This window comes from Cupriavidus sp. MPR-AND1C (assembly GCF_058809705.1).
On sequence record NZ_JBXASU010000013.1, the window covers coordinates 9706 to 28648 of the forward strand.

General features: G+C 62.4%; 18 protein-coding genes and 2 pseudogenes. 6 read left to right on the plus strand and 14 right to left on the minus strand.

What is annotated here, in order from left to right; all coding sequences use genetic code 11:
- Window positions 1-40 precede the first annotated feature (40 nt).
- From AC1RWI_RS10110 to AC1RWI_RS10125, 4 genes and pseudogenes are all read right to left on the minus strand, one after another.
- Window positions 41-913, minus strand: coding sequence for a substrate-binding periplasmic protein (locus AC1RWI_RS10110; RefSeq protein WP_492866095.1), 873 nt, complete (start codon window positions 911-913; stop codon window positions 41-43).
- A 23-nt stretch (window positions 914-936) separates the two neighbouring features.
- On the minus strand, window positions 937-1872 hold the full coding sequence (locus AC1RWI_RS10115; RefSeq protein ID WP_492866097.1) for an allantoinase PuuE: 936 nt from the start codon (window positions 1870-1872) through the stop codon (window positions 937-939).
- Entirely contained in the window at window positions 1856-2425 is a 570-nt protein-coding gene (locus AC1RWI_RS10120; RefSeq protein ID WP_492866099.1) for an ureidoglycolate lyase, read from the minus strand. Before AC1RWI_RS10120 ends, AC1RWI_RS10115 begins: the two co-directional genes overlap by 17 nt.
- 599 nt (window positions 2426-3024) lie before the next feature.
- Window positions 3025-3173: pseudogene (locus AC1RWI_RS10125) on the minus strand (IS110 family transposase); the annotation flags it as partial.
- A gap of 169 nt (window positions 3174-3342) precedes the next feature.
- Between AC1RWI_RS10125 and AC1RWI_RS10130 the strand changes: the two are divergent.
- Complete coding sequence (locus AC1RWI_RS10130) at window positions 3343-4248, plus strand: LysR family transcriptional regulator (RefSeq protein ID WP_043348994.1); 906 nt, start codon at window positions 3343-3345, stop codon at window positions 4246-4248.
- Window positions 4249-4532: 284 nt separating this feature from the next.
- Here AC1RWI_RS10130 and AC1RWI_RS10135 read toward each other — a convergent pair whose 3' ends face one another.
- Window positions 4533-5165 (minus strand): TetR/AcrR family transcriptional regulator, encoded by a 633-nt coding sequence (locus tag AC1RWI_RS10135; RefSeq protein ID WP_492866101.1) that lies wholly within the window; start codon window positions 5163-5165, stop codon window positions 4533-4535.
- 117 nt (window positions 5166-5282) lie between these two features.
- Here AC1RWI_RS10135 and AC1RWI_RS10140 point away from each other — a divergent pair, with 117 nt between their 5' ends.
- Window positions 5283-6176 (plus strand): NAD(P)/FAD-dependent oxidoreductase, encoded by an 894-nt coding sequence (locus tag AC1RWI_RS10140; RefSeq protein ID WP_492866103.1) that lies wholly within the window; start codon window positions 5283-5285, stop codon window positions 6174-6176.
- Here the strand turns inward: AC1RWI_RS10140 and AC1RWI_RS10145 are convergent.
- Window positions 6071-6319: a DUF736 family protein gene (locus AC1RWI_RS10145; protein WP_492866105.1), complete on the minus strand. Its 249-nt coding sequence runs from the start codon at window positions 6317-6319 to the stop codon at window positions 6071-6073. The genes AC1RWI_RS10140 and AC1RWI_RS10145 overlap by 106 nt on opposite strands.
- A 68-nt stretch (window positions 6320-6387) precedes the next feature.
- Here AC1RWI_RS10145 and AC1RWI_RS10150 point away from each other — a divergent pair, with 68 nt between their 5' ends.
- Both AC1RWI_RS10150 and AC1RWI_RS10155 read left to right on the plus strand, forming a co-directional pair.
- Complete coding sequence (locus AC1RWI_RS10150; RefSeq protein ID WP_043349006.1) at window positions 6388-7251, plus strand: class I SAM-dependent methyltransferase; 864 nt, start codon at window positions 6388-6390, stop codon at window positions 7249-7251.
- A 98-nt stretch (window positions 7252-7349) separates the two neighbouring features.
- Window positions 7350-7691: pseudogene (locus tag AC1RWI_RS10155) on the plus strand (IS5/IS1182 family transposase); the annotation flags it as partial.
- 477 nt (window positions 7692-8168) lie between these two features.
- Here the strand turns inward: AC1RWI_RS10155 and AC1RWI_RS10160 are convergent.
- The 8 genes from AC1RWI_RS10160 to AC1RWI_RS10195 form a co-directional block, all read right to left on the minus strand.
- Entirely contained in the window at window positions 8169-9173 is a 1005-nt protein-coding gene (locus tag AC1RWI_RS10160) for an NAD-dependent epimerase/dehydratase family protein (protein WP_043349010.1), read from the minus strand.
- 52 nt (window positions 9174-9225) lie between these two features.
- On the minus strand, window positions 9226-10662 hold the full coding sequence (gene hydA / locus AC1RWI_RS10165) for a dihydropyrimidinase (RefSeq protein ID WP_492866107.1): 1437 nt from the start codon (window positions 10660-10662) through the stop codon (window positions 9226-9228).
- Window positions 10663-10706: 44 nt separating this feature from the next.
- Window positions 10707-11480, minus strand: coding sequence for an amino acid ABC transporter ATP-binding protein (locus AC1RWI_RS10170; RefSeq protein WP_492866219.1), 774 nt, complete (start codon window positions 11478-11480; stop codon window positions 10707-10709).
- Entirely contained in the window at window positions 11480-12196 is a 717-nt protein-coding gene (locus tag AC1RWI_RS10175) for an amino acid ABC transporter permease (RefSeq protein WP_063778419.1), read from the minus strand. Before AC1RWI_RS10175 ends, AC1RWI_RS10170 begins: the two co-directional genes overlap by 1 nt.
- 67 nt (window positions 12197-12263) lie before the next feature.
- Window positions 12264-13064, minus strand: a complete 801-nt coding sequence (locus AC1RWI_RS10180; protein WP_082054922.1) for a substrate-binding periplasmic protein — start codon at window positions 13062-13064, stop codon at window positions 12264-12266.
- A gap of 240 nt (window positions 13065-13304) precedes the next feature.
- Entirely contained in the window at window positions 13305-13481 is a 177-nt protein-coding gene (locus AC1RWI_RS10185) for a hypothetical protein (RefSeq protein WP_158408288.1), read from the minus strand.
- A 145-nt stretch (window positions 13482-13626) separates the two neighbouring features.
- A complete protein-coding gene (locus AC1RWI_RS10190) occupies window positions 13627-14172 on the minus strand; it encodes a cupin domain-containing protein (protein ID WP_492866110.1) in 546 nt (181 codons plus the stop codon).
- Window positions 14169-14906, minus strand: a complete 738-nt coding sequence (locus AC1RWI_RS10195) for an NAD-dependent epimerase/dehydratase family protein (protein WP_492866112.1) — start codon at window positions 14904-14906, stop codon at window positions 14169-14171. Before AC1RWI_RS10195 ends, AC1RWI_RS10190 begins: the two co-directional genes overlap by 4 nt.
- 147 nt (window positions 14907-15053) lie before the next feature.
- On the opposite strand from AC1RWI_RS10195, the gene pdxR reads away from it, so the two are divergent.
- Complete coding sequence (gene pdxR / locus AC1RWI_RS10200) at window positions 15054-16625, plus strand: MocR-like pyridoxine biosynthesis transcription factor PdxR (RefSeq protein WP_492866114.1); 1572 nt, start codon at window positions 15054-15056, stop codon at window positions 16623-16625.
- Between the two features lie 206 nt (window positions 16626-16831).
- Complete coding sequence (fusA, locus tag AC1RWI_RS10205) at window positions 16832-18880, plus strand: elongation factor G (protein WP_492866116.1); 2049 nt, start codon at window positions 16832-16834, stop codon at window positions 18878-18880.
- Window positions 18881-18943 lie beyond the last annotated feature (63 nt).

Sequence of the window (18943 nt, forward strand, 5' to 3'; positions counted from 1 at the left end):
CCCCCCCCCCCCCCCCCCCCCCCCCCCGCGACTTGGGTCGTCAATTGCATTGCGGCGTATGCGGGTGCGGATCGTAGCCCTTGAAGCCCGGCGCGCCGTAACCCGGATAGACCGTGTCGGCGGCTGAACCCTTGCCGGGCGCCGTGCCGTACCATTTCACATACATTTTGCGAAGCGTGCCATCCAGCTTCATGCATTTCAGGGCTTCGTCAACCTTGTTCCGATAGGCCACATCGTCGGGGCGGAATGCATAGCCAAAATTGCGGCCGTTGAAATCCTCGTAGCCGACCTTGATCGCTTTATTCCGGCTGGCGGCGAACACTACCGTGGGGATTTCATTCAGCGCTGTGAATGCGCGCCCGGTAATGACGGCCTGAACCGTGTCGGGAAACGCGTCGTACCGCTGGATCTCGAAGCCGAATTTCGCGGCATTCTCCGTCGCCCAGGTATCGGAAATTGTGCCGCGATTGACGGCCACATCCTTCCCTCTAAGGTCGTCAAATCCCTTCATCTGATCGTTCGCGCGCACCAGGAATCCATTGCCGGTGGAGATAATGGGCTCGGTAAACAGCACGCGTTCGGCACGATCGGCAGTGATGTTCAACGGGTTCACCGTGAATTCAATGCGTTTCGAAAACAACGCCGAGAACAGCCCCGAGAAATTGATATCCACGATCTTCACGCCAGGGCGACCGATGCGGCGCGCGACCTCGTTGATCAGATCGACACCAAAGCCTTGCGGACCGGTTTCGGTGCGCGTGACCCATGGCGCGATCCCGAAATCGGTGCCGACCACGACGGGCTGGCTGGCCGGATGTTCCGATTCGGCCGCCTGACTCGCGGCGTAGCCCAACGCAAGCAACAGGCCGACGCATGCGACGACCGCCTTACGCGATGATTTTCCGAGATTCATTTTTTCCGCTCACTGTTTGAAGTTTATCGATGGGATTGCAAAGGCTTGACCGAATGAGGGTGTAACGCGTACCAGTGATGCGCAATATCCGCACGCCGGCAGACCCAGACATCTTTGTGACGCGACACGTGATCGAGAAACCGTCGCAGGCCGGCGGCGCGTCCCGGATGGCCGCTCAGGCGCAGATGCAAGCCAACGGACATCAGCTTCGGTGCGTCGGCACCTTCCTCATAAAGCAGGTCGAACGCGTCGCGCAAATACTCGTAAAAGTCGTTGCCGGTCGCCATGCCGCCCCGGATGAACTTGGCATCGTTGCTGACAAGCCCATAGGGAATGACCAAATGCGGCTTGCCGGCAGCCATGGTCCAGTAGGGAAGCTCGTCGTTATAGGCGTCCGAGTCGTACAGGAAACCGCCCTCCTCGGCGACCAACCTTCGCGTGTTCAACCCCGGGCCATAGCGGCAATACCAGCCGAGAGGGCGCTCACCGACGCTTTGTGCGAGGCTCGCCACGGTGCGGCGGATACGTTCGCGTTCGGTGGCTTCGTCGAACAGTTGGTGCCGCTCCCAACGCCAGCCATGCGCGCACACGTCGAAAGCGAATTCCCGGATGGCCGCGCACGCTTCGGGGTTACGTTCGAGCGCCAGCGCGCAGCCGAAAACGGTCGCAGGCATACCGTGCTGCTGAAGCAAGCGCGCGATGCGCCAGAATCCGATACGGCTGCCATATTCGAACATCGATTCGGCGGCAAGATCGCGCCCGTCGAATCCACCCGCGCCACCCTCGGTAAGTCCGGCTTCGGTCGCCGGATCTCCGTCCCCGATGGACGGTTCACCGCCCTCCTCGTAGTTGATGCAGAAATTCAGAGCAAGGCGGGCGCCGCCGGGCCACTTCGGATCCGGCGGAGTGCGGCCATAACCCACGAAGTCGCGAACGAACGAATCATCTGGCTTGGACATTGAACGCTCCTGCAGTGCCGGCCGCCGGCAACTTCACCCGCACCGGCGTTTCGAGTTCGAAGAAAGTGTCGTCGTCGTGCTGACCGGATATCGTCGTCACGACCGCAAAACGGGTCCGGTCATCGAGTACGGTCAACCCGTGATGCCAGACATTGCGGCGATAGGTGACTGCCTGATCGGCCTGCGCGATCAGTGCGCGCAGCGTCGATAAATCAGGACTTCCGTCCGCGGCCGCATGACACACGACCACCAGGTACCTGCCCTCGCGAATCGGAATGAAGGTCTGAGCGGCATACGGATGGCGCTCGAGCTTGGCGACCTCGATCAGGTCGCCTGCAACCTGCGGCGGCCAACTCACCCACAACGCAGGCTCGCCCGTCTCGGAGGACGATTCGAACGCGAGCTTGAAGTGATTGCGCCGCTGACCATTGGCAATCGCGATGACGTCGCCGAACGGGGCAAACGCTTCCGCGGTCAAGGGGCTTGGGGTCAGCATGAGAAACGAAGCATTCGGATCTTGCATAAGCGGATGTTGTGGCTCAAGGAATTCCATGGCATGGCGTTACCGCAACTCAACGACACTGTCGAGCGCGTTTTCACACGCTTTGCGGCTGCGGGCAGGGGCGCGATACCGACAGATTTAACCATTTCAAATTCCGAATGTCGTATGCTTATTTTTCTCCATCGCATAACCGGTTGTTAAGGATAGTTTTTATAATTTATCGCAATTCGTAAATACCCTAGGCAACGGGTATTCGAGAATGGCGGCAGCGGTGGCGTTCAACACGCAGCCGATATTGGTCGTTGCCGGATGGACAGAAGAGGCACAATAGGCCCAATAGGCCCAATAGGCACAACGGGCCCAATAAGCTCATGAAACGGACCGACCTGAACCTGAGAAGCCGGCGCAGACGCGAGCAATACTTCTCGATGAAAAGCGACGCGTGGTGCCGTAGCAGGATTTTTTTGCGTTGATAGCGCCACATGCACCCCTCAAGGCGGTCTTATCATCACCTTTAAGAGGCTTCGCAAACCGGTACCGGGTTGCCCTCCACCAAAGAAATTTCATCGTGTATTGCGCTGTCGGATGACGGATCACGATGCAGACATCGGGGTGTAGATGGCATCACTATTCTGCCGCCAGGACGATTTGCGCAGACGATGTGCCGCTTGCCCGTCCTGTTGTTCAACGGACTTCACTGTGACAAGCTCATGATCGGGAGAGACGCGACCCCACCTATGGCTTGCGCGTCGTTGCGATCATTCTTGTTCGTCTTGACGAATGACGTGATGTAATGTGGACGCCAGGACACGCAGCGAGGCCCGGGCGAAGAGGAAGGCATCATGACGCGCCTGCACCTGATTTCTACGTTGCGATTGCCCATCGCCCGCGTGATCACAAGCAGGCTTGCTCGCCATCCGTTTTGCTGGCATGTCCGGTTAGCTTCTTGACACAACAAGATCAATGAAATGCAAATAAACCTGCGTCAGATCGAAGTCTTCCGCGCCATCATGGTGGCTGGAACAATCAGCGGTGCGGCAAAGCTTCTGTACGTCTCCCAGCCGGCGATCAGCAGGATGATTTCGCACACGGAATCACAGCTCAAGCTTAAGCTCTTCGAACGCATCAAGGGCAGGTTGTATCCTACGCCGGAGGCACGCCGGCTTTATGTCGAAGTCAACGCGCTCCATCAGAGCCTCCTGCGCGTCAACGATGTGGCTAAGGATCTGGTCCAGAACACAAGTGGGACGCTGCAACTAGTGGTCAGTCCGAGCCTGGGCCAGACACTCATCCCGGCGGCGATCGCCCGCTTTCGCAAGCGCTTTCCGACGGTCTGCGTCAACCTGATGACGCAGACCTCGACGCAGCTCATACAGACGCTGTTGACCAGTAAAGCTGAACTGGGTGTCGCGATGTTTTCGCTCGACCACCCGAATATCGAGCAAAAATCGATCTATGAGGATCATCTCGTCGTCGTTCTTCCGCAAAACCATCCACTTGCAAGCCGCAGTACATTGCATGTACGTGACCTGGAAAATGTCGACCTGATCGGTTACTCAGCCGATACGCCGTTCGGCAATCTGATCCATCAGTTGTTTTCGGGCGCCGACATAGCGGTGCGGCTGGCGGTCGAGGTGCGGCTGACCCATGCCGCCTGCGCCTTGGTACAAGCGGGTGTCGGTATCACCATCGCCGATGAAGTTGCCGTACTCGGGCAGGTCTGGCCGGGTGTCGTCATTCGACCCCTGTTGCCGGACATCACAATGGACGTCAACGTCTTGCACGCGCGCTTCGAGCCACTGTCGCAGCTGGCACAAGAGTTCATCCATACGCTCACCGAACTGGATTTCGAATCGCTGCGGCGAGTTGCCTGACACACTCGCCAGGTAATCCGCCGCGGGGTGCCGTCTAGCCGCACTTTCGCAAGCTCGGGGTTGTTCCGGGACGGCACTGGGGCGGAATGTGCCGCAGACATTGGATTTGGGGATGGTGTTCAGAACTCGTTTTGCCGCACTGAGCCATCAACATAGCGCCGATGCGGTGCAAGCGGTGCGGCACCTGGCTCGAATGCAGCGCGACGTTCGGCATAAAGAAGGCGCCGATTGAAATCTGACCCAGGTGGGTCATTTTGACATCGGCGCTAACAGATAGCGCACCTTTAGATGCCACCGTGCGCGGCGATGAACATGGCGACGGCCGACCGGCAATAGGATTCGATTTCGTTGTCGTCCCCTGCTCTCGCCTCATCGAAGCGTGCGATAAGCAGGAGATCGGATCCTTTGAAAAGCGCGGCAAACAAGCGGGCGGACCGGGGAGCATCGGGCACGTTCAGAACCGCCTTCGCGTGCAACTGACGCAACAGGGCCTCGATTTGGGCGATGACATACGCGGGCCCGGCTTCGTAATGGAGCTTGCTTAACGACTTTTGATTCGTCTTGTCGGCCAAGACCATGGCTTCGACACTGCGGACGTCCGGGCTCAACAGCGTGCGAAGCAGGGATGATCCCACCGCCATGAGCTGATCTTCGGCCGAACCGTTGACGCCTTCAAAAAGGGCCTGTGGTGCAAACTGATGGCAGTGGGCCGCCATGGCCGCGCTGAACAGCGCCTCCTTGTTCTCGAAGTGCCGATAGATGCTTAGCTTGGATATCTTCGCCCGCTGGGCGACCTTGTCCATGGTCGTCGCTTGAAAACCCAATTCCACAAAGAGTTCGCAGGCGGCGTCGACTATCGTTTGGCGAAGCGCCTCGTTGGCGGGCCGGCCGCGCCGGCCCTGGCTGTTTTCGGTCACGACAATTCCAGTACTTGACAGTATTAAAATTCCTGCATTACGATACCACATAGTACCCTAAATGTGCAAGCCAGGCCCAGCCCAACCCCCTCCATCCACAACACGGAGCCCATCACCATGGATGACGTCATCATCATCGGCGGCAGCTTTGCCGGCCTCGCCGCCGCCCTGCAGCTCGGCCGTGCCCGCCGCAAGGTCACCGTTCTCGATACCGGCCGGCCGCGCAACCGCTTTGCCGCCCACTCGCATGGCCTGCTCGGCCACGATCACAAGCCGCCGCTGGACATCCTAGTCGAGGCGCGGCAGCAGTTGGCGCGCTATCCAACGATCAGGCTGGTCAATGCCCGGGCCGAGAGCGTGTCTGGCGCCATCGACGATTTCTGCGTCGTCACTGACGATAACGAAAGCCTAAGGGCGCGCCGCCTGATACTGAGCTATGGCATCGCCGACCAGATGCCTGATGTTCCGGGCTTTGCCGAAAGCTGGGGCACGTCCATCGTGCCCTGCCCCTATTGCGACGGCTTTGAAGTCGCCGGCCAGCATTGGGGCCTCGTTTGGTCCGGCCCGCAGTCGCACCAGTCTGTCAGGCTGTTCCGCGATTGGACTGACAAATTGACTGTCTTCGCCGATGGTCATGCCATTGCGTCCGATATCCAGGCCGATCTGGCGCGCCGCAACATACCTGTCGTCGATGGCCGGATCGTCGAGATCGCCCATCACAAGGGCCATATCACCACCGTCAATCTCGATACCCGCCGCAATGTCGCGGTCGACGTCCTGTTCGCCCAGCCGCGCAACAAGCCGTCCGCAAGCCTGCATGAATCGCTGGGCCTCGCCACGGTGGATACGCCCGCCGGCATCGCCATTAAGGTCGACGAGCGCCGCCAAACCACCATGCCCGGCATCTACGCCGCCGGCGACCTTGCCACGCCCCTCTTGCCCTCGGTCACCCAGGCATCATCGCAGGGCGCGATGGCGGGTATCTTCGCCCAGCAGTCGATGCTGGTTTGAGAGCACAGATTCACTTCTCCCGTTGCGTCGTCGCCTTCGAAAAGGTTGGCGTAGATCGGCGCGGTGAAGGACGGATCGTCGAGTTTGACGGAATGGCAGGAGCGGTTGTCCTTCGAGGTCCGGCACCAGGCGGCACCGATCATCGGTTCGGCTCCCCCTTGCCTCGAACAAAGGGTAGCTAGTTAATAACGAATCAGAACAAGGAGATGACATGGCAGAGCAAAATGCCTATCAGGTCGCCGACTGGAATGGTCAAAGCGGGGAGCGCTGGGTCGCCAACCAGGCCCGGCTCGACGCTATGGTGGCGGTGTTCGGCCAGGCCGCGATAGAAGCCGCCGCGCCCGCGACGGGTGAGCGCGTGCTGGACGTCGGCTGCGGCGCGGGCGCGTCGAGTCTGGCTCTGGCCGCCCGCGTCGGCGCGGGGGGACAAGTGCTGGGCGTGGACATATCCGCACCGCTGATCGGCCGAGCGCGCGCGCTTGCGCCACAGGATACGCCGGTCCTGTTCCAGGTGGCCGACGCCAGCAGCGCCGAGCTGCCCGAGGGCGCGTTCGACATCCTGTTCTCGCGTTTCGGGGTGATGTTCTTCGACGATCCGACAGCGGCGTTCACCCATATGCGACGCGCGCTGCGGCCCGGCGGGCGGGTCGCTTTCGTCTGCTGGCGCGGCGCGGCCGAAAACGATTGGGTGCGCGTGCCGATGGGCGCGCTCAAGGGCATCGTCCCGCCGAGTGCGCAGCCCGATCCCGAAGCGCCCGGCCCATTTTCGTTCGGCGACCGGGGGCGCGTGGCACGCATCCTGACGGCGGCCGGCTTCACCGATATCGCTATCGTGCCCTTCGACGCTTCCGTCCCGTTCGGCGAGGGCGGGACGCGGGACGCGGCGATCGACGACGCGGTGAAGATGACGCTCGAGGTCGGCCCACTGTCGCGTGCGCTCGCTGATCAGCCCGACGACATCCGCGCCCGCGCCTCGGCCGCGGTTCGTGCCGCATTCGCGGGACTCCCCGGCGAGCGGTCGGTGATGATCGACGGCGCTGCGTGGATCGTCATGGCACGCAATCCGGCAAGCTGACAGGCATTAACAGGGGAGACGCCCCGCTCGGTGGAGCTGGGCGTCTTTGGGCGCTCAGACTGATGTCCCTTCTGGTTTGGAAGCCGCCATTAGCGAGCAAGGAGGCCGACGTGTTTGGCGATGCGGGCGATCAGGGCATAGACAAGCGCGAAGAGACGCAGAAGCTGAAGGTGCGTTGGCACGCGGCATTGCGCCCGGGCAAGCGACGCGCGTTGGACAAGGCCACCGTGGTGGGCAAGCTCGCCGATGAACTGGAGCGGGTCAAGGCGCGTATCCGGGCGAAAGCGGAACATCCGTTTCGGGTCATCAAGCGCCAGTTCGGGCATCTAAAGGTGCGCTATCGCGGCCTGATGAAGAACACGCAGCAGTTGCACACGCTGTTCGCTCTGAGCAATCTGCGGATGACGCGCGAACGACTGATGCGCGAGGCCATTGCATGAGCGCAAAAGCCGCCCGAGCGGGGAGGCAATCGGCGCCTTCTTTATGCCCAACGTCGCGCTGCATTCGAGCCCGGTGCCGCACCGCCTGCACCGCATCGGCGCTATGTTGATGGCTCAGTGCGGCAAAACGAGTTCTGAACACCATCCTTAGCTCGAGTCTCTGGGCCTGAGATGCCACAAGAAGGAACTGCCCGGTGAGGCGCGGCTGGCGGACTATCTGACGGCGAGGCACCTGGCGCTCGACTGCCAGCCGGGGCAGGTTAAAGAGGCGCTTTCGCCAGGTGTGGCGTGCCAGCGGGATATGGCGTGATACGGCGTGATATGGCGGGATATGCCGCGCGAAGTGCTGGTGCGTCTCTTGATGGCGATGCGCCTGTATCCGCCGGGGAGCCGCGACCGATGCGCCGCGACCACGCACCACATCACGCCCATTCGTTCGAATTCGCCCCCGTGCTCCCTGGCTCGGCGCGCATGCGATCAGGATCCCGTGCTGCCTTGCGCAGCCCCCTCATACACGCTCGCCCGCCACTGCAGATAATCGGAAAAGGCTCGCTCCTCGTGAAAACGTGGCGCAAATCCGAGGTCTTGTCGCAAGCGCTCGACCGAAAACGGCGGTCGCGCGGCCGGGGCATGCACACCAACATTTGCGTCCTGCCGCCGCGCAACCCGTTCGTACGTAAAGCCCGGATAGACCGCGCGCAGGCGTTCGCACCATGCGGATGGCGACCAGCGCCGGCCCGTACCGATATGGTAAAGAGAATGCGCCAGGTTGATTGCATCGGTGATTCCGACGATGGCATCGGCGGCGTCGCCGGCGTAAAGCCAGTCGTCCGGCAAGTCAGCGCAGAAGCGCGCTGGGTGTCGCGCTTCTGCCAATTGGGCGAGCAACAGGGGAATGCTCATCGTGTCGCGCACGCCGGTATCGTATTCCCATCGTCCGAATACCACGCCGAGCCGGGCCACTATCACGTCGAGGCTTCGCGTTGCCCGGTAGCGCAGGGCCGCGCGCTCCGCGGCATATTTCGTGATCCCGTACAGTGACTCCGGCTCCGGCACATCGCGATCTTCGACCAACTCGGTCTGCCCGTGGCCACCCATGCCGTACACCGCACCGCTGCTCAAGTGAACGACTCGATGCACGCCTGCGGCGCAAGCCGCATCAAGCACGTTGAGCGTGCCGATCAGATTGACCTCGGCGATTAGTGGAGCCTGCGAGTGCTCTCGCGCGAGGCTCGCGGTGATCGCGGCGCCATGGATGACTCGCGAAACGTCGTGATGGCGTAGCGCGTCGACAATCGAGCCGCGATCCCGCACATCGCCCGATTTGAACAGGAACGTTCCCGCAAGCTCGCTGAGTTGCTCGAACGCTGGCGCGGGCGGCGGTTCGGGTCCAAACGCGATAACCGTATCGCCGCGGGAAAGCAGGCACGCGGCAACATTCAACCCGATAAAACCCGAGCCCCCGGTGATCAGGACTGTCATCGCGCCGCTCCTGGCAGGCAGAGCGGATTCGCCCCGCAACAGCCTCCGGCGGTCATGCGAGCCATGGCGCAGGCGCTGGCCGCCTGCCGACGCTGGCGATACGCTCGCAAGGAACGAGCGTTCCATGGCCAGCGCAAGCCCGCAGCGTGCCCTCGTGGCAGACGATGACACCGCGGCTCACTGTCGTTACCGGCATGCCGCGTACGTTCGTTCCTTCATAGACCGTGTAGCCGGTGCCGTCGTGCAGCGTGGCCGTCGAGAGCGTAGCTTCGGCCTGCGGATCCCAGAGCGCGAGATCGGCATCGGCGCCCAGCGCGATCTTGCCTTTTCGGCCATCGAGGCCAAATACCCGCGCGGGCCCCGTCGACGTCAATTCGACGAATCGCTCGAGCGAGATCCGCCCTTTGGTCACGCCTTCGGAAAACAGCAAAGGCAGCCGCGTTTCTAGTCCAGGCAAGCCATACGGAATCTTGTTGAATGGCGGGTCGTCCCCGGCCTGCCACTTGCCATGCGGTCCGTCGAGATGAAATACCGAGTGATCGGATGAGAAACAGGAAAACAGACCATCGCGCAAACCGTCCCATAGCGCGGCCTGATTGCTGGCATCGCGCGGGGGCGGTGAACAGCAATATTTGACCGCCTCTTTCGCCGGCCGATCGAGATCGCTTTCAGTCAACAGCAGATACTGGGGGCAAGTCTCGGCGAGGATCGGCAGGCCCTGACGCTGAGCGATAGCGATCTGCTCGGCAGCTGCAGCGGAGGATACATGAACCACGAAGATGGGGATATCGAGGAGTTCCGCCATGCTGATCGCGCGATGCGTGGCTTCTCGCTCGGCAAGCGCGGGCCTTGCGTGAGCAAGATACTTCGGCTTCCGGTAGCCGAGCGCGAGCAGGCGCTCGGTCAACCATCCGATCATGTCGTGGCTTTCGGCATGGATCATCGGCAGTACGCCGAGTCGGCGCGCGTGCAAGAGTGTTTCCAGCATCGACCGATCGTCAAGGCGTAGCGCATCATAGGTCATGTAGAGCTTCACCGACGTGAAGCCCTCCGCCGCCAACGCCGGCAACTCCTCCTTCAGCACCTGCTCGCTGGGGTCGGTCACGATCATGTGGAACGCGTAATCGACCACCGCGCGTCCCGCTGCTCGCTCGCGATAGGCGGACACGCTTGCACGCAGCGAATCGCCTCGATGTTGCGCGGCGAAAGGCATCACCAGTGTGGTGCCGCCAAAAGCCGCGCCTACCGTCGCACTATAGAAATCGTCGGCGGTGGTGGCTCCGGTCGAGGTCATCTGTGCGATGTGGCAATGAACGTCGATGCCGCCGGGCAGCACGAGTTTGCCTGACGCATCGAGGACAGTCGCGCCTTCGAGCGGCGTTTCCGCCAGTGCCGCGATCCGGCCGTCCTTTACGCCCACATGAACGCGTTCCAGCCTGCCATCGATGAACACGCTGCCATTGCGCACTACCAGGTCGAACTCAGACATTGCGCGCGCCCCTCCCGAAAGCGTGATTGACTGCGGGTGCTCAGTCATTGCAACACCTTGTCGAGGAATTGCTTGAGTCTGGCGCTCTGTGGCCGATCGAATATGTCCCCGGGACTACCTGCCTCTACAACGCGGCCTTCGTCCATGAAGACGACGCGATCGGCGACGCGCCGGGCAAAGCCCATTTCATGCGTCGCGACAATCATCGTCATGCCTTCCGCCGCTACGGTTTCCATGGTCTGCAGCACTTCCCCCACACGTTCAGGGTCTAGCGCGGACGTCGGTTCGTCGAACAGGATGATCTTGGGGTCCATCGCCAGCGCACGAGCAATGGCGACACGTTGCCGCTGCCCGCCCGACAATTGCTCGGGATAGGCATCATACTTTCCCGAAAGGCCGACTTTCGCAAGCAGTTGGCGTCCCCGTTGTGCGGCATCCGCAAGTCGCACGCCGCGTACTTCGACCATGCCGAGCGTCACGTTTTCCAGCACGGACAGATGCGGCCACAAGTAAAACATCTGGAACACCATGCCCACTTCGGAGCGCACGCGAGCGAGCTCCCTGCCGGACATCGGCCGCGCTTTCTTAGCGGCTTGATTCACGTGACCGACAGTTTGGCCGTCAATGGAAATGTCGCCGCGGGTCGGACGTTCCAGATAATTAATCGAGCGCAGCAGCGTGCTTTTGCCCGATCCGCTCGGGCCTATCAGGCAAACCACCTCGCCGCGCTGAACTTCAAGATTCACGCCATTCAGGGCCTTGACGGCGTCAAACTGTTTGTAGAGATCGCGTACGTCGATCATCGGCACATCAATCATCACGCGCCCTCCCGCGTTGCAGCGCCGAGGCCGAGTGCGCGCCTTCGACGCGCTGGCAGGCCACGACGCTCGACCGTCGAGTTCTCGAAATGGAGCTGCACCAGCGTCAGTACGGTTGTAAGCGCCAGATAGATTGCCCCGGCTATCGTGAGGACTTCCACGGCGCGGTACGTGCTGCTGTAGATCGTCTGCGCGCTCAGCATCAGTTCTGGCACCGTAATCACCGACGCAAGCGACGTGCTCTTGGTATGACTGATGAAGTTGCCCATGTACGGAGGCAGCACGATGCGTGTGGCCTGTGGCAGGATGACATGCCGCAGAATCCGTGGATTGGTCATGCCGACCGCTTGGGCGGCCTCGCGTTGGCCACGGTGCACGGCGCGAATGCCGGCGCGAATAATCTCGGCGTTATAGGCGGCGGAACTCATCGAAAGGGCGATGATTGCCGCGGGCAACGCCTCGAGCCGCAACCCGAACATGGGCGCTGCGTAGTAGACGAAAAACAGATGCAACAGAACCGGCGTGCCCCGGAAAATCCATATGTAGATGAACGCGGCGCCGCGCAGGACTGCATGGCGCGAGTCGCGCCCGAGGGCGAGCAGAAGGCCGAACACGGTTCCGCAAACCTGCGTCACCACGGCCAGGAGTATCGTCAGCAGCGCGGCCTTGAGCAAGATCGGCAGATATGGCAGAACCTGTACGAAATCGATATTCATGGGTTCCCCTCGTGCGTGGCAGTCGAATCGCTGCCCGCAGATGCGTTAGCGCTTTCGTTTGTTAAAGTCACTTCGTGTCTTCCGGTAGTTGGGCGCTGTAATGATCGATGCCGAAGTACTGCATGCCCCATTTGTCGAGCAGTCCGTTCTTTTTCATCTCCCGAATCGCCGCATCCACTTTGGCTTTCAGCTCGGCCGAACCTTTTGGCATTGGCGCGCCGACATAGCGGATCCGATAGGGCTCGCGGACAATCGACGCTACCCCCGGGCGTTGGCGTAACAGGTTCGCCGCCGAGGTATCCGGCGCGATGATGGCGTCGAGCCGAGCAACAGCGAGATCCGTGAACATTTCGGCGTAGCCGGCGTAACCCTTGAAGATCGCGAACTCCCCATACTGCTTTTCGAGTTCCCGAGCCGGAATTTCGCCATCGCTCGCGCCGGCGATAGCGCCGACGCGCTTGCCTTTCAGATCCTTGAAACTCTTCACGTCGGTCACCCCATCGCGCACGACGACGACGACTGCGGATCGCGAATATGGGATCGAGTAATCAAAGATAGCGGCTCGCTCAGGCGTGATATTGACGTTCGAGAAAACGATATCGAAGCGACCGGTTTGCAATCCGGGCAGAATCCCCTTGAATTCGAGGCGGTCCAGTCGCATGGGAATGCCGAGGTATTTAGCGACAAAGCGCGCGACCTGGACGTCATATCCGTCGAGCTCGTTCTGCGCGTTCGTAAATGACACCGGCGGCAGGTCGCCGCTCGTTGCTGCGTTGAGTTTCGCCGGCAGTGCGGCGAAAGCGACGCTCGCCGTCGCGAACCCACTGAGCAACGCCACTGCCGTGGCGGCATAAGTCCATCGTTTCATCGAACTCTCACTTGTTGTCGATTCGCATGAAGAGCGGTTCCGCGCGCGAGACGCACACCACCGACTGGTGTTCGGCCATTGACGACGACGCCGTGGTTTGGGCTGCCGATGGATTACCGAACCTTAGGCCCCCCCGGAACGTTGTCGCATGCTGGTCAGGAGGCTGTCCGTATCATAGGAACAAATATTTTCGTCGTCGCGTGCTTTTTGATGGTCGCCCTATAACCGCAGGTTAAGCGCTCAAGAGAAGTTGATTTGGCGTTTTTCCCCATAGCCGCCGAGAAGTTCAGTGATCTCGGAGCCGATGGTTTCCTTGGCCCGGGTGACAGAGTTGCCCCAGTGGCGCCTGGCCTGTTTCCAGACGATTGCAATCAGGTTCAGCGCGGGGCTGCAGGGCGGCGGATGCAGCAGCACCATGCGAGGTTCGGAGAGCCAGCGGTCAAGTGCCCGCTGATGTCCGCTGATCGATGTGGTGACAAATTCTTGCGTTATCGAACGCCACCATCGTCAACTGCCCGGGGATGCCGCTCTGGGGCGGCCGCCTGTGCACTGACCTTGAAATCTAATCCTGGGGCAGCACCAATGCCCCACAACCGGTGTCGGAAACGAATGTCGCAAGAAGCCGTGCCGGGCGCGTCGGATCGGGATTCTCGGCGAACAGGTGAAGCGTGCGCGGCGGCTCGAACCAGGTCTGTCCACTGACATAATCGATGGGTGGGCCTCCCGCCAGTTGAGAGCGGATCGTCCCTTCCAGCACGACCGCCGTCACCGAACCCGGGTGACGATGTGCGGGCGTAAAGCCGAGCGGCGGAAAGTCGACGATGGCCGTCGTCAACGATTTGCCCGGCGCGTCAGGCAGGGCTTCGCACGACAGCACTTTTACGGTCGAAGTGGGACGGCCCGTCGCGCTGGCATCCGGCGATGCACGGGACAGCAGCGGATCGCCACCGCTGCTACACATGCTGGCGAACCAGTCGATCGCCGAACGGGGCGTCGCCGGACCAGGCGCCAGCAATGCCACTGCGATTGCCGCAAGCATCATGGGATTGCCCGGCAGCCGCGGCAGGTGCGCCAAGTGTGCGAGGAGCGGCAGAGCACGCGGGTTCATACCTGTGTCCCCGATCGCAGGTCCTGCGACCAACCCAGCTCACGCTTCGCCTTGGCACTGTTGACCTCGGCGTCGTCCTGCGCAATGTTGTATATCCCCGATGTGCCCCGTTCGAGCGCAAGCCAAGCCGCAAACGCGGCGGCTTCGACGTGCAGCGGGCTTGAGCCGGCGGGGACATCGCGACCCGTGCCGGGCCCGTAAATCTGTCCATACCTGAGTACGGTCCCGGTCAGCGGCGCCGTTTCCAACACATGGCGCTCCAGTGCCGCTACGCCCCGCACGCTGGTACCGCGCGGGCCATGGGCATCGATATCGAGTGCGCAGCTTTCATCGTAGGGCGTCGCGCCTGGTCGATACGCCCACGCGATGCTTTGCGCAATCATCCGCTTGCTACCGGCTGCAATTGCCGCGGCAACCAGGTTACGCGTTCCTTCGTCGCGAATCCGGGCGTTGGCGGTCACCGCCTGGGCCATGCGGGCGGGGTCCAGCCCGGAGGGCAGATCCGTCAATTGGTGAATCACGCTATGCGGCGCGATGCGACCCAACGCGTCGCGTAGCGCGAGCGCATCGAATACGTCCACGACGACCGGCGTGACACCGGCGGCTTCGAGGTGTTTTGCCCGGTCGGGGCGCCGGGTGCTGCCGAACACCGTATAGCCCGCGGCGATTAGCAGGGGCACCAGTGCGGTGCCAATGGCGCCGCTTGCTCCGGCCACCAAAACCCTGTGCGTCATCTCTCTTCTCCTGTTTGCGATTGCGATTGCGATTGCGAACGATGCAACGGGTTGTCGCATGCTTGATGACGAGCAGGATAGGGGTGTTAATGGTCACAAAAAAGGTCCATTATTGAGAAATTGATTGAGCCATTATGAAAAGCAACGATGCGCCGAGCCGAACAGATCGAACTTGCACTTGCGCCGCGACCGGACGGGATGCCATTGCAACGCTGGCTATACGACGAACTGCGCAACGCCATTCTGATGGGCCGGCTGTCGCCAGGGGCGCGCCTGCCTTCGTCGCGCGATCTTGCGGCACGTTTTGCGTTATCTCGCGGCACGGTGCTAGGCGTGTTTTCACAGCTCACGGCCGAAGGGTATCTGACGGGCGCGGTCGGGCGAGGCAGTTTCGTCGCGTCCGAATTGCCGGATCGACGCATCGACAGCAGCGATCGGCCGTCGATCAAGAAGCGCGACGGGCGGTTAGGCGCGCACGAGCGCAAGGGCAAGGGCAATGACGAGGACGAGGACGAGGACGAGGACGAGGACGGCGCGCGCAATCATGGTGTCGCACTCTCCGCACGTGGTCGTCTTCTTGGGCGAACAGCGTTTCAGGCGAGCGGCCGCTCGAGTCCCGCCAAGGCCTTTCGGGCCAGCCAACCCGATCTCGATGCGTTTCCGTTCGACCTGTGGGCACGACTGGCGGCGAAACGCGCTCGCCGCACCCGGCGCGATCTGCTCGGCGATGGTGAGGCGCAAGGGTATCGGCCGCTGCGCGAGGCGATTGCCGCATACGTGGGGATGTCCCGCGGGATTACGTGCACGGCAGACTGCGTCGTGGTGTTGGGCAGCGTCCAGCAGGCTATTGATCTGGGCGCGCGTCTGCTGCTCGATCCGGGCGACGTCGCGTGGATGGAAGATCCGGGCTACCCGGGCGCGCGCTTGGTGCTCGAAGCTGCGGGTGCCCGGGTTGTCGGCGTGCCTGTCGATGCGTGCGGTATCGACGTGGAATGGGGACGGCAGCACGCGCCAGACGCGCGTCTCGCCTATGTCACCGCTGGGCGGCAAGCGCCGCTCGGACCGCCGCTTGCGCTTGAACGGCGGTTGTCGCTGCTCGAATGGGCGCGGGAGCGCGGCGCCGTCATCATCGAGGATGACTACGACAGCGAATACCGCTTCGTGGGCAATCCATTGGCCGCGATGAAGGGCATCGATCACGATGGGCACGTGATCTACTGCGGAACGTTCAGCAAGGTACTGTTTCCCGCGCTGCGGACCGCATACGCAATCTTGCCCGAGCGGTTAGTCGACCCGTTCGTGGCTGCGTTGTCGTTGACTGCGCGACATGTGCCACTGGACCAGCAGTCAGTGCTGCACGAGTTCATCGCGGACGGCCATTTTGGCCGCCACATCCGCCGCATGCGCATGCTGTACGGCGAGCGCGCCGAAGCGCTCAATAGCGCCGCCGACCGGCATCTTTCGGGGCTGCTGGATGTCCCTCGGATCATTGCAGGGCTCGATGCGCCGGCCTTTCTTCCGCCAGACATGGTGGAAGCCGACGTAGCGCACCGCGCGGCGTGCGAGGGCATCGAGACACGACCGCTATCGCTCTACGCGATCGACCGGCCGGCGCCGCCGGGGCTGGTGCTGGGTTTTGCGTCTGTCGGCATCGATGCCATCGAGGCGGGGGTGATAGCGCTTGCGCGCGCACTGGTGCGTGGACTGGTGGAAGCGTAGGTCCCGTGACGACGGCATCGCCAGGTGAATTGCAGGTGCGAAACAGTCATCGTGCAGCGCACCAAAAGAAGAAGCTCCTGCCGACAATCCCCTTCCCACCAAGCACACCGTCGCCACCCTGCCCGAGATCCGGATTCACCCCACATGGCGTTCCCACCCCATTTCGCCAATAATGGTCTAACTGACATTGCCGGACGAGGGCGACCATGCTTTATAGTCCCGATGCAATTCGTACCGTCGCCCTGCTGGGGCACGCGGGGTGCGGCAAGACCTCCCTGGTGGAGGCGCTGCTACACAAGGGAGGTGCGCTGCACATTCCCGGCAGCGTGGAGCGCGGCACCACGGTCTGCGACTTTGATCCGCTGGAGCGCAAGTACCACCACTCGCTCACCACCGCGGTGGCCCACCTGCACTATCGCGACGCCCGCATCTACCTGCTGGACACGCCCGGCTATCCCGATTTCTCCGGCTTGTCGATGAGCGCCCTGGCGGCGGTGGAGACGGCTGCCATCGTCATCAACGCGCAGACCGGCATCGAGATGACGACCCGGCGCATGATGGCCTGGGCGCAGGCGCGCAAGCTGTGCCGGATGATCGTGGTCAACGGCATCGACAAGGAGAAGGTGGACCTGCCCAAGCTGCTGGCCGATATCCAGGAGGCGTTCGGCAAGGAGTGCTTGCCGATCAACCTGCCGGCGGGGCGCGGGGGCGAGGTGGTGGATTGCTTCTTCAACCCGGCGGGCGAGGCGGATTTCCTGTCGGTGGCGTCGGCGCACGAGGCGCTGGTCGATCAGGTGGTGGAGATCGATCCGCAGCTGATGGAGCTGTATCTGGAGCAGGGCGAGCAGATCGCGCCGGAGCAGTTGCATGCGCCGTTCGAGCGGGCGCTGCGCGAGGGCCACCTGGTGCCGATCTGCTTTACCTCGGCGGCCAGCGGGGCTGGTGTCGCGGAGTTGCTCGATGTGTTTGTGCACTTGCTGCCGAACCCGGCCGAGGGCAATCCGCCGTTGTTTTACCGTGATGCGGGCGGGCGCCAGGTAGCGATTCGCGCGGAGCCGGTGCCCGACAAGCATGTGCTGGCGCATGTCTTCAAGATCACGATGGACCCGTATCTGGGCAAGATGGCCGTATTCCGCATCCACCAGGGCACGGTCACGCGCGACAGCCTGTTGTTTATCGGCGATGCGCGCCAGCCGTTCAAGGTGGCGCATCTGCTGATGCTGCAGGGCAAGGAGCGCGTTGAAGTGCCGCAGGCCGGGCCGGGCGATATCTGCGCCGTGGCCAAGATCGACGAGATCGCCTTCGATGCCGTGCTGCACGACGCCAGCGAGGACGGCAACATCCACCTGGCCCCGCTTGACTTCCCCACCCCGATCTACGGCCTGGCGATCGAGCCGGCGCGCCGCGGCAACGAGCAGCGCTTGTCGGAGGTTCTGCAGAAGCTTGGCGCGGAAGACCCCTGCCTGCGCATCGAGCATCCGGCGGGCACCAATGAGACGGTGATGCTTGGCCTGGGCGAGCTGCAACTGCGCTGCGCGCTGGAGCGCCTGACCGGCCAGTACAAGCTGGAGGTGGTGACGCGGCCGCCGAAGATCGCTTATCGCGAAACCATCGGCGGCAAGGCCGAGGGGCATCATCGCCACAAGAAGCAGACGGGCGGTGCTGGCCAGTTCGGCGAGGTGCAGCTGCGCGTGGAGCCGCTGCCGCGCGGCACGGGCTTCGAGTTTGTCGATGCGGTCAAGGGCGGCGCGATTCCGGGCCAGTTCATCCCCGCCGTGGAAAAAGGCATCCGCCAGGTACTGGAGAGCGGGCCGCTGGCGGGCTTTCCGATGCAGGACGTGCGCGTCACCGTGTTCGACGGCAAGAGCCATTCGGTGGATTCGAAGGAGGTGGCGTTCGCGGCGGCAGGGCGCAAGGCCTTTATCGAGGCAGTGCTCAAGGCGCGGCCGAGCGTGCTGGAGCCGATCGTGGATATCGAGGTGACAATGCCCGAGGCGTCAATGGGCGACATCATCAGCGACCTCTCCGCCAAGCGCGGCCAGGTGCGTGGCACGCGCACCGCGGCGGGCAACAGCGTGCTCGTCGCCGGACAGGTGCCGCCGTCGGAGTTGAACGACTATCAATCGCGCCTGAACAGCATCACAGGCGGCCACGGCAACTACACGATCCAGCTCAGTCACTACGAAGCCGTGCCGCCCGCCCAGCAGCAGGTGATGGCGTCGCAGCACAAGGCGCATGGCAACGGCGTGGACTGAGGGGCTGCCGGGCTGCCGCAATGCCGCCATGCCGCCATGCCGGGATGGGCATGGCGATGAAGA

Excerpts from the sequence above, each read along its gene's own strand:
- AC1RWI_RS10185 (WP_158408288.1), bottom strand. The coding sequence starts at position 13,481 with ATGGTGCTGCTGCATCCGCCGCCCTGCAGCCCCGCGCTGAACCTGATT.
- AC1RWI_RS10110 (WP_492866095.1), bottom strand. The coding sequence starts at position 913 with ATGAATCTCGGAAAATCATCGCGTAAGGCGGTCGTCGCATGCGTCGGC.
- pdxR (WP_492866114.1), top strand. The coding sequence starts at position 15,054 with ATGCGCCGAGCCGAACAGATCGAACTTGCACTTGCGCCGCGACCGGAC.
- fusA (WP_492866116.1), top strand. The coding sequence starts at position 16,832 with ATGCTTTATAGTCCCGATGCAATTCGTACCGTCGCCCTGCTGGGGCAC.
- AC1RWI_RS10195 (WP_492866112.1), bottom strand. The coding sequence starts at position 14,906 with ATGACGCACAGGGTTTTGGTGGCCGGAGCAAGCGGCGCCATTGGCACC.
- AC1RWI_RS10180 (WP_082054922.1), bottom strand. The coding sequence starts at position 13,064 with ATGAAACGATGGACTTATGCCGCCACGGCAGTGGCGTTGCTCAGTGGG.
- AC1RWI_RS10170 (WP_492866219.1), bottom strand. The coding sequence starts at position 11,480 with ATGATTGATGTGCCGATGATCGACGTACGCGATCTCTACAAACAGTTT.
- AC1RWI_RS10150 (WP_043349006.1), top strand. The coding sequence starts at position 6,388 with ATGGCAGAGCAAAATGCCTATCAGGTCGCCGACTGGAATGGTCAAAGC.
- AC1RWI_RS10145 (WP_492866105.1), bottom strand. The coding sequence starts at position 6,319 with ATGATCGGTGCCGCCTGGTGCCGGACCTCGAAGGACAACCGCTCCTGC.
- AC1RWI_RS10130 (WP_043348994.1), top strand. The coding sequence starts at position 3,343 with ATGCAAATAAACCTGCGTCAGATCGAAGTCTTCCGCGCCATCATGGTG.
- hydA (WP_492866107.1), bottom strand. The coding sequence starts at position 10,662 with ATGTCTGAGTTCGACCTGGTAGTGCGCAATGGCAGCGTGTTCATCGAT.
- AC1RWI_RS10115 (WP_492866097.1), bottom strand. The coding sequence starts at position 1,872 with ATGTCCAAGCCAGATGATTCGTTCGTTCGCGACTTCGTGGGTTATGGC.
- AC1RWI_RS10160 (WP_043349010.1), bottom strand. The coding sequence starts at position 9,173 with ATGACAGTCCTGATCACCGGGGGCTCGGGTTTTATCGGGTTGAATGTT.
- AC1RWI_RS10140 (WP_492866103.1), top strand. The coding sequence starts at position 5,283 with ATGGATGACGTCATCATCATCGGCGGCAGCTTTGCCGGCCTCGCCGCC.
- AC1RWI_RS10175 (WP_063778419.1), bottom strand. The coding sequence starts at position 12,196 with ATGAATATCGATTTCGTACAGGTTCTGCCATATCTGCCGATCTTGCTC.
- AC1RWI_RS10120 (WP_492866099.1), bottom strand. The coding sequence starts at position 2,425 with ATGGAATTCCTTGAGCCACAACATCCGCTTATGCAAGATCCGAATGCT.
- AC1RWI_RS10190 (WP_492866110.1), bottom strand. The coding sequence starts at position 14,172 with ATGAACCCGCGTGCTCTGCCGCTCCTCGCACACTTGGCGCACCTGCCG.